Here is a 12,221-nt window from a genome sequence, read left to right on the forward strand (position 1 = left end):
GTCTGGTTGCTTACGTCCTCGACACTCATCGGCCGGGCTGAAGCGAACCTGAAGGTGTGCGCGATCAGTTCGCTTCTTTCAGCCTCGCTTCAGGTCTCGGCGGGGACAATGCTTGTGTGTCCAACAAGCCCAGCAAAGGTGCCGGTCCTCCACGGGTGCTCGTCGTCGAGGACTCGGTCGCGATCCGTGAGATGGTCGTCGAGGCGCTCGCCGACGCCGGTTATGTCAGCGGCGGACGCACCCACGGCGGCGGGCTCGAGGACGTCCTCGCCGCGTTCCGACCGGATGTCGTCGTGCTCGACGTGATGCTGCCCGGTCGCGACGGGTTCACCCTGATCGATGTGGTCCGCGGGTACGCAGATGCCGGGATCGTGCTGTTGACGGCACGCGACGCGTTGGCCGACCGGCTCCGGGGGCTCGACAGTGGAGCCGACGACTACCTGGTCAAGCCATTCGAGATGGCGGAACTGCTGTCACGGGTCGCGGCGGTGCTGCGTCGCCGCGGTCGGGTGTCGTCGGCCATCCAGCTCGGCGATCTCGTTCTCGACATGGACGCCTCGACCGCCAGCCGCGCCGGGTCGGTGCTGGACCTGACCGCCACCGAGTTGCGGTTGTTGTCCTATCTCGCCGATCAGCGCGGGCGGGTGGTCAGCAAGGATCAGATCCTTGCCGCGGTGTGGGGTTACGACGCCTACGACCCCAATCTGGTCGAGGTCTACATCAGCGCGTTGCGCCGAAAACTGGAAGCACACGGACCGCGAATGCTGCACACGGTGCGTGGCATCGGCTATCGGCTGTCGGCGGGCGAGCAGTGACCGCGCAGAGCACGCCGACCCCGTCGCTGCGCCGGCGCGTCACCGTCGCCGCGGTCGGTCTCATCGCCGCGCTGCTGATCGGAGTGGGAATCGTGTTCGACATCGTGTTCGGCGCGCGCCTCACCGACGACCTCGACGACGAGCTGGCCGATCTCTTCTACGATGCCCCCGCCCTGGTGGAGTTGGGGCTCAGTCCGCAGGAAGTGGTGGACGTGCTGCAGGAGCCCGATTTCCGGGTCCAGCTGATCGCCGCGGACGGTGCCCGCTACGGTGATCCGCGGCTGGTTCCGGCGACAGAACACGCGCACCCGTTGCCCAAACCGATCCCGCTGGACGCCGGCACGGACACTCCGCTGCCCTGGGGCGATCTGCCCAGCTCGAAGGTCACCGGGCTGCTGCCGGACGGCTCGTTGCTGACGATCCAGGCCGATACCAGCGGCATCAGCCGCACCCGGGCCGCGATGCGCCAGAAAATGATCGTCGGGGCGATCGTCACGCTTGCGGTGGCCGGCCTCGCGGTGCGGTTCGCCGCCGGCCGGGCACTGTCCCCACTGCAGCGACTGACCGCCACCGCCGACGACATCACCCTCGGTGACCGCGGCCGGCGGCTGCTTCCTGACCGGCCCGGGACCGAGCTCGGACACGCCGCCGAGGCATTCGACCGCATGCTGGATGCGCTGGAGTCCGCCGAGCAGAGCGCCAAGGACGCCGCGACCGTGGCGCAACGCGCGGAGGCGCAGGGACGGCGTTTCCTGTCCGACGCCGCGCACGAGTTGCGCACCCCGTTGGCCGGGATCCAGGCGGTCGCCGATCAGCTGGTCGCCGGTGCGACGACCCAGTCCGAGGCATCCGATGGCGCGCCGCCCCGGACCCGCCGGCACGCCGAACTGCTGGGCAGTGAGACCCGACGAGCCGCGCGGCTGGTGGGCGACCTCCTCGACATCGCCCGCATCGACGCCGGGGCCGGGCTTCGGCTGGAGAGCATCGACCTCGGACGCATCGTCACTGACGAGGCGGACCGGGCGGCGATGCTGGCACCCGACATCACGGTACGGCGCACCGGTGAGAGGGAGGTGTCCGTGAACGCGGATCCGACCCGAATCGCCCAGATTCTGTCCAACCTGCTCGACAACGCCCGCCGGCACACCCCGTCGTCCGGCCAGATCACCGTTCACCTCGAAACCGTCGACGGCACAGCGTGGGTCACGGTGAGTGACACCGGACCGGGTGTCGCCGAGGGAGACCGGGAGCGGATCTTCGACCGGCTGGTCCGCCTCGACGATGCCAGGGACCAGGACTCCGGCGGCGCCGGGCTCGGGCTGCCGATCGCCCGCGCCCTGGCCGAAGCCCATGGCGGGTCGCTGGAATGCCTGCCCAGCGGTGCAGGAGCCGTCTTTCGCCTGTCGCTGCCCATAGGCCGAACCGACGACCAGCACGGAGGCTGACCGTCTTTCCCCGGGCTCAGCCCGGCGGTGTCGACGTGTGGTCGCCCTGATGGTGGCGGCGCATCGGGTCGTCCCAGTCGAATCTCAGATCCCGCAGCATCGTGTGCAGGTGGTTGCCCGTCACGTCGGGGTCATGCTGTACCGAAAACTGGTTGCTTTGAAGGACTTCGAGGAGAAGATCGTCGACCACGGCGTAGGTGTAGTGGTGTGATCCGATCTCGTCCAGGGTCCCTCCCGCCCAGGCCAGGGTCAGGTTTCCGCCGTCCCGGACCACGTCGTCGAAGCGCGCCAGGTAGTCGGGACCGATGCTCGGATTCATGGCCCCGGTGTAGAAGGCGAAGGCCTGGCGCAGATTCCACAACGCGGGTTCGGCCAGGTCCGTGGCGCTGATCTGGATGTGCGGGTACGCCTCGATCGCCCGCCGGTCGACGGTGGGAGACAGTGCGGCGATCATCGATGAGGCCGGGGTGTCGAGGACCAACGGCGGCGCCTGTTCCATCAGGTCGGTGCCGATGAACCCGTCTCGGCGGGCCTGCTCCGAGACGCTGCGCCAGAACTCACGCAGGTGGTGGACGACGCCCAGCATCAGCACCTGGCCCTCGGTCCAGCGCCATTGCTTGTCGGTGTCACCGTCGTCGAACGGCGCCTCCGGGATGATCATCGGGAAGGCGCCGAAGAACATCGGCGTGGAGTTGACCTGGACCTGCCCGGCGTCGTTCTTGTGGAACGTCAGGTTGACGGCGATGTGATGTCCTTCGAACCGGATGGCCCATGCCTGGTCCCCGGGGTTGCCGAAGATCCCGATCGTGTAGTTGGCGAACTGCTCGTAGCGCCCGTCCAGCCCGGGTGGCAGGCCCCAACTCCAATCGATCGCGATTCCGGTGCCGAGGAACTCCTTCGCACCGCCGACGACCGGATACCACGGCCGGGCCGGGTCGGGGTTGGGCGCCAGGTCGAACACCGACTGCGCACCGCTGGCCTCCGGATCGGCATCGAGGATCCTGCGGATGACGTCCCCGTCTGCGGCGTCCTCCATCTCGCCGATCACCCGGTTGCGATTCAGGACTGCGAGCAGAGCCTGGTACCCGCCGGCGGACATCGCCCGATTCAACAGCGCGTGGGCCGCGGCGCGTTGGGCGGTGTCCATCGAACCGATCGTGACTCCCCAACCGAGCGGACACCATTGCAGAACGGCGCAGAACGCCTCGGTCTGAGTCGTGTCCTGCCCGCGAGTGCGGGCCTCACTGCCGAACGGCATGACGAGCTTGCCCCGGTGTGGTTCCGGGATGAGGCCGATCAGATGGTCGGCAGCCTGGGCGACGTCGGACTCGAAGTGTCGTGCCGCATCGCCCTGCTGGATTGCCGGGACTCCCCCGGCCGGCCCGCTCTGGGAGCAGGACAGCGTCGACCCGACGGCGGTGAGCGCAGCGAGCGCACCCAACCCGCGAAGGGCGCTGCGCCGGGATCGGTCTACGGCCCAAGGGAGGTTGTCGTCGGGTCGGGAGGCCACGCTCGCACCACCTCTGCGATAACTCGATGTCCTCGGGCGGATTTTACGATGTCGCCGCTGCGCATGGACGCTCATGGCCGGAATGGGGCAGGGAGATTCGATGCGACGCAACGACGGGGCCCTCCTCGTGCCGGCGGGCGGCGAGAGGAGGGCCTCGGGGGACGGCCGGTATCAGGTCGTCATTTGTCGTCGGGATTCAAGGCGCGGAACACCATCCCGGCGGCGGTTCCGGCGATGATCTGGGCGGCGACGTAGACCGGCAGCATCGGCAGGCTGAACATGCCCATCGCGACTCCGGCGACGACCACGGCGGGGTTGAACGCCGCACCCGAGACCCCGCCGACGGCGATGGCCCCGGCAGCGACGGTGAAGCCGATGGCCAGCCCGTAGAACGAGTTGTCGGGATGGTCCTTGCTGGTGGCGACGTTGAGCACGACGTAGCACAGGGCGAAGGTGAACAGCACCTCGGCGACGACCGCGGCCATCAGCGCGTGCCCCGACAACGCGAGCGCCGCGCTCTGCCCGCCGGGCACCACGGCCAGCACGGCGCCGGCGCCGATCAGCGCGCCCACGATCTGGGCGGCCCAGTAGCCGGCGGCCTCCCGGACGTCGATTCTGCGACGCACCAGCGCGGCCATGGTCACCGCCGGGTTGTAGTGGGCACCGGAGATGTGGCCGCCGGCGTAGATCATGGCCATCAGCGCCGCGCCGATGGCCAGCGGCGCCAGCGCGCTGCCGCTGCGGACGCTGGCTCCGACGGTGAAGACCAGAAACAGGGTGCCGATCGCCTCCACCAGATATCGCCGGGCGTTGGCGGGCAGGTGGATGGCGTGCCCGATGGGCTGCTCGACGGCGGCCGGACGGGCCTCGATGGTGACTGTGGTGGTGTCTGCTGCGGTCATGATCGAAAACTCCCTTTCGTCGACGACCGCCGAGCATCGAGTCCGCCCGCGGCGCCTGTGGATTACTTACGGTGTCGACGTTCGCGGGGTTACCTGAAGCGAACCTGAAGTCGGGCGCCTGAGCCGTGTTTCCTTCAGGTTCGCTTCAGCGAGCCGCTCCGACGGCGGCCGGCGAGCAAGGAACCGCCCGCTGGGCACCTCCCCGGAGAAGGGGCTGCTTCCCTGTTCAGGGCGTGGTTAGCTGCAGTCAACGTCCGTTCGACCCGACGAGGTCAGCATGCAGATCGAGGCGCACGACCCACACCATCACCCTGAGGGGGATCTTCAGGACAAGGGGCTGTCCCACAACGCAGTCGGGCTGTTCGGAGGCACCGTTCTCGGCATCTCCTCGGTGGCCCCGGCGTACGCCCTGACTGCGACGATCGGCATCCTGGTCGCCGAGGCGGGCACCAAGATGGCGGTGGTGATCATCGCCGGTTTCCTGCCGATGTTCTTCGCCGCCTACGCCTACCGTGAACTCAACAAGGTCGCACCGGACTGCGGAACCTCGTTCACGTGGACGACCAAGGCTTTCGGGCCTTACATCGGCTGGCTCGGCGGCTGGGCGGCGGTGCTGGCGACCGTCATCGTGCTGTCCAACCTGGCCGGCGTCGCCGTGCAGTTCTTCTACCAGTTCGTCGGGGATCTGTTCGGCAGCGAGCAGCTGGCCGCGCTGTGGGAGAACAAGCCGGTCAACGTGCTCACGTGTCTGGCGTTCCTGGCGATCGCGACCACGGTCGCCTACCGCGGCATCACCACCACCGAGCGGGTGCAGTTCTTCCTGGTCGGCTTTCAGATGGTGGTGCTGTTGGTGTTCGCGGCGACCGCCCTCGTCAAGGCCGGGTCGTCGCCGACGGGGATCCCGTTCAGCTTGGACTGGTTCAGCCCGGCCGGGCTGACGGTGTCGGCGTTCATCGCGGGGCTGTCCGGTTCGATCTTCGCGTTCTGGGGATGGGACACCGCCCTGACGGTCAACGAGGAGACCAAGGATTCGGACAAGACCCCGGGTCGGGCGGCACTGCTGTGCGTGTTGTCGATCCTGCTGACCTATCTGCTGGTCGCGGTGGCCACCCAGATGTATGCCGGCGTCGGCACCGACGGGCTCGGGCTGGGCAACGAGGAGATCGCCGACAACGTCTTCGGGGCGCTGGCCGAACCGGTCCTGGGCGGCCCCCTGCACCTGTTCCTGTTCCTGGCGGTGCTGGCCTCCAGTGCGGCGAGCCTGATCACCACGTTCCTGCCGACGTCGCGGACGATGCTGGCGATGGGTACCTACAAGGCGTTCCCGACGCGCTTCGCCACCGTGCACCCGCGCTTCTTCACCCCGTCGTATTCCACCGTGGCGGCCGGGGTCGGCGCGGGGCTCTTCTACTCGATCCTGACCTTCACCAGCGACAACGTGCTCACCGACACTATCTACTCGCTGGGCATCATGATCTGCTTCTACTACGGCCTGACCGCGTTCGCCTGCATCTGGTTCTTCCGCCGTGAGCTGTTCAACAACGTCCAGAGCTTCGTGTTCAAGTTCTTGTTTCCGCTGCTCGGCGGTCTCGGGCTGCTCGGTGTTTTCGTGGTCACGATCCGCGACAGTGCCTCACCGGACTACGGCAGCGGTGCCAGCATCGGCGGTGTCGGCCTGGTGTTGATCCTGGGACTCGGATTGATCGTTCTCGGTCTGGTGTTCATGTTCATCATGCGGGCCCGTCAGCCGGAGTTCTTCCTGGGGCGGACACTGCGCAAGGACACCCCGGTACTGGTCGTCGACGAGCCGTAGTGGCTAGTCGCTGTGCCGGGCCCAGGCGGCGACGAAGATGACCATCGCCGTCACCAGGGAGATGAGCACCCACAAGACTCCGAACTCGTCGATCAGGATTCCGGTGGGTGGGCTGTCGGGGAGCACTTCTCGGATGGGGATGACGGCGAAGAGCATGACCGCGAACCAGGCGGTCATCGGCGGCTGGAATTTCTTGGCGCCCCGGGCGATGTTCACTGCGACGTAGAGCGCCAGCGGCGGTAGCGCCAGCAGCACCAGGCAGAGGCCGAGCGCCACTGCGACGATGACCCGCGACCGCGAAAACGTAATGATGGCATCGTCGTTGGCTCGGTTGTAGCCGCCCGGTGAATCGGCATGGTCGTGGCCGATCTCCCAGCCGTGGATCTCGCCGGCGACTTCCATGCGTGCTGCAACGGTGCGCCGTGCATCGTCTGATCCTGCAGTGACTCTGGCCGTGATCGGCGAGGTCGTGTAGGTGTCGAACGGGTACCTGTTGGTGTCACCCCAGGCCCACAGAGAGACGGTGACGACCCCCGGTGCGGTCTCCTCGGCATAGATGTATTCGCCCAGCCCGGTCGATGCGAACAGTTGCACCGTCATCTCGGTGTTGAGCAGCCCGAACTCCGGGTCGATGAACTCGGCGCCGGGTACCAGCAGCATCTCGGCCGTGAACTTGTCTTCGACGGCCCGAACCGTGGTCGGCTGAAGCAGGATCACCGTCTCGCTGGTACCGGTCAGATCCTCGGTCTTGGGCGTTGGCGAAGACCGGTCGAAGGCGAGATACCCCACCAGCAGCAGCCCGAGATAGATCACGAAGATGACGATTACAGCGATGACTCCCGGGGACACCGCGGTTGTCTTCCGGGCAGCTTGCATGAATCGCTCACGCACCGCGACATCGTATCGTCACAGGCGCCGGACCGGTCGGCAATCGCTTTGCAGCGGTCGTGATCTCGACCCCTCGGCTCAGCTCACCCGGCCGAGGCAGCCAGACCGGCCCCCTCCGGCTTGGGTGGGGCGATCAACGGCGCGCGGAATGTCGCGACGAGTCCACCGCCGTCGCGGGCGGTGAACACGACACGGCCTCCCATGGCTTCGACGATCTGTTGCACGATCCACAGACCCAGACCAGCTGTGCCGCGCTGCCCGCCGAGGCTGACGTACTTCGCCGTCAACTCCCCCAGGCTCTCGTCGGGGATACCGGGACCCCGGTCGGATACCGCGATGACCAGTTCGTCGCCGTCGCGGCGGCACTCGACGTCCACCGGTGCGTCGTGACCATGCCGGGCGGCATTCTCGAGCAGGTTGGTCAGCACCCGCCGCAACCCCTGGGCGTTGATCGCCACCGCGCTGAGGTCCGCGGTCACGCTCAGCCGCAGCCGCGGCGGCGTCAAGCCCACCGCGTCGGCCGCCGCGGTAGCGATGTCGGCGATGTGGACGCGGCGGATGCGGCCGGTCGAGAAGGTCGGGCGGCGGCTCAGCGCCACGTCGGAGAGCGCGTCGAGCATGTCAGCCAGATGGCGGGTGTGTCTGGCGGCCAGTTGTAGTCCCGTGCCGCGGTCGGCCTCGGACATCGGCGAGGCCGAGTTGAGTGCGGCCATCAGTGCCTCCAAAGAGGCGATCGGCGTCCGGAATTCATGCACCAGCACCTGCAGTCCGTCCTGCTGGGACTGATAGGAACGCAGCAGGCGGGCCCGCAGGTCGCGCTCCTCCTCGGCGGCGGCGTGTTGCGCTTCGGCCTCCACCAGCGCGTGCAGTCGGGACCGGTGTTCGATCTCGACGAGGGTGGACAGCCCGGCGGTCAGAATGCCGGCGAACAGCAGGTACAGCATCCACCAGCCGGCCTGCAGCCCCGGCGAGAGGGACACCGGATCCGGGGATGGCGAATACATCACCACGGCGGCGTAAGCGCCACCCAGAAGAATTGACAGCAAGAAGGTTTCGCCCAGCGACAACCGGGCGGCCGAGGCGATCACGACAAGAGGAAGCACCGACACCACGGGGCTGTGCAACCCGCCGGTGAGCGCGATCCAGGCGATGACGATGGCGCTGTCGGCGGCGCTGACCGGCCAGGAGTAGCGGGTGCGCCGCACCTCCAGGCGCGGGTTGGTCAGCAGCACCAGCGAATACACCACCGCCACGGCCAGCACGGCCATGGTGCCGGGCACATGCTGGCGGACCCAGTCCGGACCGACGAGCAACAGCACCGCCACTGATGTGACGACCGCGATCCGGACCGCGACGACGATGCGGGCCATTCCGTATTCGTCACCGTCGACGAGAGCGGTGATCCGGTCACGCAGTTTCACCCGCCCGACACTAAGTTGCGGCTAGCATCGTGGCAATGAACGGCAGGGCCGCCGCAGAGAAGATCGTGGTCGTCATCGTCGACGACCACGAACTCTTCGCGCAGGGGCTCGCGCTGCTGCTCACCCGCGAGTGGGGCGAGTTGTTCACCGTCGGAGGCCAAACCACGCACGTCGAGGATGCTGCCGACCTGGTCGCCGGTTGCGATGCCGACGTCGCGATCATCGATCTGACGATGCCGCCGCTGGGCGGGGTGGCAGCGATCCGGCACGTCAAGGCGCGCCACCCCGAAACCCGGATCCTGGCGTTGTCGGGTACCGATGACGTGGGGCTGGCCGAGGAGGCGTTGCGTGCCGGCGCCGACGGATTCTTGCCCAAGACCGCGAGACCGGAGGCCCTGGCGGGCCCGTTGTGGACGATCGCCGAAGGCCTGCGGGTGGTCGACGGGGCCGTCCTCGACGCGCTGCTCAGCCAGACGCGCAGGCCACCTTCCGAGTTGCTCGACCGACTATCCGACCAGGATCTCAAGCTGTGGACGCTGCTTGCCGCCGGGCTGGACAACACCGAGATCGCCGACCGATTGCTGGTCTCCGAGCGGACCGCCAAACGCATGGTGGCCGCGTTGCTGAGCAAGCTCGGTGTCACCAACCGGGTCTGCGCGGCCGCCATGGCAGGCACGTTCGGGTTGCTCGAATTCCCCGACAACGAGCGGTCGGCTGCCGTCCGGATCGGCTGACCCTGCAGGGCCACGTTCTGGCCCGCCGGTCGCTTGCGGCCCCACCTGTCACCGATCAACCTTGAACATGACGCGGATCACCCCCATCCGCGACGAAATGTGTTCAGAGGTAGACAGTTCGGGTCCGTCGGGCTCGTAGAGAGCTGTTCCCTCTGAGCTTCGGCGCAGCCATCCAAGCGTGGAGAGGGACCAATGACCGAATCGACTGTGGTGACCAGTGCGGACGGTCTCGACGCAGCCTACGACATGGCGATCGAGGACATCGATGTCAGCAACCCGGAGTTGCACCGGCGCAACGCCTGGCAACCGTACTTCCGGAGATTGCGCGAGGAGGACCCGGTCCACTACTGCAGGAGCAGCATGTTCGGCCCCTACTGGTCGGTGACCAGGTTCCGCGACATCATGGCCATCGAGAAGAACACGAAAGTCTTCTCCTCCGAGGCGAAGTGCGGCGGCATCACCATCATGGACGACAATGCTGCGGCGAGCCTGCCGATGTTCATCGCGATGGACCCACCCAAGCATGACATCCAGCGAAAGGCCGTCAGCCCCATCGTGGCACCGGAGAATCTGGCCAACATGCAATCCCTGATCCGCGAGCGCACGGCCACCCTTCTCGACGGCCTGCCCGTCAATGAGGACTTCGACTGGGTCCGCCGGGTCTCGATCGATCTGACCACGCAGATGCTGGCGACCCTGTTCGACTTTCCATGGGAGGACCGGGCCAAGCTGACCCACTGGTCCGATGTCACCACCGCGCTTCCCGGGGCGGGCATCATCGACTCCGAAGAACAACGGATGGCTGAGTTGATGGAGTGCGCAGCCTATTTCACCGACCTGTGGAACCAGCGCGTCAATGCCGAACCGGCGAACGACCTGATCTCGATGCTGGCCCACTCCGACGCGACGCGCAACATGACACCGCAGGAGTATCTCGGGAACCTGGTGCTGCTGATCGTCGGCGGCAATGACACCACCCGCAATTCGATGAGCGGTGGCGTTCTGGCCCTCAACGAGCATCCCGACGAATACCGCAAGTTGGCTTCCGACCCGTCGTTGATCGACTCGATGGTGCCCGAGATCATCCGCTGGCAGACGCCGCTTGCGCACATGCGGCGCACGGCACTGGAAGACACCGAGTTCGGCGGAAAGTCCATCCGGCGAGGTGACAAGGTCGTGATGTGGTACGTGTCGGGCAACCGCGACCCCGAAGCCATCGACAACCCCGACGCCTTCCTCATCGACCGCCTCAAGCCCCGTCACCATCTGTCGTTCGGGTTCGGCATCCACCGCTGCGTCGGCAACAGACTCGCCGAGCTGCAGTTGCGCATCCTCTGGGAGGAACTGCTCGAGCGTTGGCCCGAACCGATGCAGATCGAGGTGGTCGGCCAGCCAACCCGCATCCTGTCGCCGTTCGTCAAGGGCTACGAATCACTTCCCGTCCGAATCAACGCCTGATGCGGCACGGTGAGACCGTCGTGGTCGTCGGTGCGGGCCAGGCCGGTGCACAGACGGTGGCCAGCCTGCGCCAGGAGGGGTTCGAAGGGCAGATCACCCTGGTGGGCGATGAGCCCGTACTGCCCTACCAACGCCCGCCGCTGTCGAAGGCCTATCTGGCCGGCACCGTACCGGTGGACCGCCTGCTGGTGCGGCTGGCCGCCTTCTACGAACAGGCCCGCGTCGAGGTCCTGGTCGGAGCCTCGGTTGCCGAACTGGACACCGGCCGGCGACGTGTGCGGCTCGGCGGCGGTCGCGGCGTCGCGTTCGACCACCTGGTGCTGGCCACCGGTGGCCGCCCCCGGCCGTTGCAGTGCCCGGGCGCCGAACACCCGCGGGTGCACCGTCTGCGCACGGTCGCCGACATCGACCACATCCGTGCGCGGTTCCGGCCCGGTGCCCGGCTGGTGTTGATCGGCGGTGGTTACATCGGGCTCGAGATCGCCGCGGTCGCCGCCACGCTCGGGTTGACGGCGACCGTCGTCGAGGCCGGCGCCACGGTGCTGGCGCGGGTGACCTGCCCGGCCGTGGCACGGTTTTTCGAAGACGTCCACCGGCGGGCGGGTGTGACGATCCGCTGCGCCACCACGGTCGAGCGCATCGACGACGAGCCGTCCGGGGTCCGGGTGGTGCTCGACGACGGCGAGCACGTCGACGCGGACCTGGTGGTGGTCGGAATCGGTTTGGTCCCCAACACCGCGCTGGCCGCGGCGGCGGGCCTGGACTGTGACAACGGCATCGTCGTCGACGAGCACTGCCAGACATCGGCGTCCGGGGTCTACGCGGCCGGAGACTGCACGCAGTATCCCAGTCCGATCTACGGTCGCCCGCTTCATCTCGAGTCGGTGCACAACGCCATCGAGCAGGCCAAGACCGCCGCAGCGGCGATCTGCGGTCGAGGCAGGCCGTTCGATCAGGTCCCCTGGTTCTGGTCGGATCAGTACGACATCAAGCTGCAGACCGCCGGCGTGGCTCAGGGATACGACGAGGTAGCCGTCCGTGGCGATCCGGACGCCGGATCGTTCGCGGCGTTCTACCTACGAGCCGGGAGGCTGCTGGCAGTCGATGCCATCAATCGTCCGCGGGAGTTCATGGCGGCGAAGCCGCTCATCGCCGAGCGAACGGTGATCGACCCTGACCGCCTCGTCGACGACGAGCTGCCCGTCAAGGCGCTTGTCGCCGGCTGATTCCGTCTC

Annotated in this window: 10 protein-coding genes; 6 read left to right on the forward strand and 4 right to left on the reverse strand. The window is 67.4% G+C overall.

Translation table 11 applies throughout. The features are described from left to right. Nucleotides 1–116 precede the first annotated feature (116 nt). Nucleotides 117–815, forward strand: a complete 699-nt coding sequence (locus ACXAID_RS01790) for a response regulator transcription factor (RefSeq protein WP_475020459.1) — start codon at nucleotides 117–119, stop codon at nucleotides 813–815. Continuing rightward, nucleotides 812–2,260 carry a sensor histidine kinase gene (locus ACXAID_RS01795; protein WP_475020460.1) on the forward strand — a complete coding sequence of 483 codons (1,449 nt, stop codon included), beginning with the start codon at nucleotides 812–814 and terminating at the stop codon, nucleotides 2,258–2,260. Before ACXAID_RS01790 ends, ACXAID_RS01795 begins: the two co-directional genes overlap by 4 nt. 16 nt (nucleotides 2,261–2,276) lie before the next feature. On the opposite strand, the gene ACXAID_RS01800 is transcribed toward ACXAID_RS01795, so the two are convergent. Together ACXAID_RS01800 and ACXAID_RS01805 are read right to left on the reverse strand one after the other, a co-directional pair. Beyond that, a complete protein-coding gene (locus ACXAID_RS01800; RefSeq protein WP_475020461.1) occupies nucleotides 2,277–3,770 on the reverse strand; it encodes a DUF3500 domain-containing protein in 1,494 nt (497 codons plus the stop codon). Between the two features lie 179 nt (nucleotides 3,771–3,949). Continuing rightward, nucleotides 3,950–4,672 carry an MIP/aquaporin family protein gene (locus ACXAID_RS01805; protein ID WP_475020462.1) on the reverse strand — a complete coding sequence of 241 codons (723 nt, stop codon included), beginning with the start codon at nucleotides 4,670–4,672 and terminating at the stop codon, nucleotides 3,950–3,952. A 277-nt stretch (nucleotides 4,673–4,949) separates the two neighbouring features. Here ACXAID_RS01805 and ACXAID_RS01810 point away from each other — a divergent pair, with 277 nt between their 5' ends. Further along, nucleotides 4,950–6,485: an APC family permease gene (locus ACXAID_RS01810; protein WP_475020463.1), complete on the forward strand. Its 1,536-nt coding sequence runs from the start codon at nucleotides 4,950–4,952 to the stop codon at nucleotides 6,483–6,485. 3 nt (nucleotides 6,486–6,488) lie between these two features. Here the strand turns inward: ACXAID_RS01810 and ACXAID_RS01815 are convergent, their stop codons facing one another. Both ACXAID_RS01815 and ACXAID_RS01820 read right to left on the reverse strand, forming a co-directional pair. Next, the gene (locus ACXAID_RS01815) at nucleotides 6,489–7,376 is read right to left on the reverse strand and encodes a DUF4436 family protein (RefSeq protein ID WP_475020464.1); all 888 of its coding nucleotides are present in this window, start codon (nucleotides 7,374–7,376) and stop codon (nucleotides 6,489–6,491) included. 80 nt (nucleotides 7,377–7,456) lie between these two features. Next, a complete protein-coding gene (locus ACXAID_RS01820; protein WP_475020465.1) occupies nucleotides 7,457–8,794 on the reverse strand; it encodes a sensor histidine kinase in 1,338 nt (445 codons plus the stop codon). Nucleotides 8,795–8,829: 35 nt separating this feature from the next. Between ACXAID_RS01820 and ACXAID_RS01825 the strand changes: the two genes are divergently transcribed. The 3 genes from ACXAID_RS01825 to ACXAID_RS01835 all read left to right on the forward strand — a co-directional run bounded on the left by ACXAID_RS01825 (nucleotide 8,830) and on the right by ACXAID_RS01835 (nucleotide 12,212). Then, entirely contained in the window at nucleotides 8,830–9,528 is a 699-nt protein-coding gene (locus ACXAID_RS01825) for a response regulator (protein WP_475020466.1), read from the forward strand. Nucleotides 9,529–9,720: 192 nt separating this feature from the next. Further along, complete coding sequence (locus tag ACXAID_RS01830) at nucleotides 9,721–10,986, forward strand: cytochrome P450 (protein WP_475020467.1); 1,266 nt, start codon at nucleotides 9,721–9,723, stop codon at nucleotides 10,984–10,986. Beyond that, nucleotides 10,986–12,212 (forward strand): NAD(P)/FAD-dependent oxidoreductase, encoded by a 1,227-nt coding sequence (locus ACXAID_RS01835; RefSeq protein ID WP_475020468.1) that lies wholly within the window; start codon nucleotides 10,986–10,988, stop codon nucleotides 12,210–12,212. Before ACXAID_RS01830 ends, ACXAID_RS01835 begins: the two co-directional genes overlap by 1 nt. Nucleotides 12,213–12,221: the final 9 nt, after the last annotated feature.

The sequence above is a fragment of the Mycobacterium sp. ABE4_509 genome, assembly GCF_056160785.1.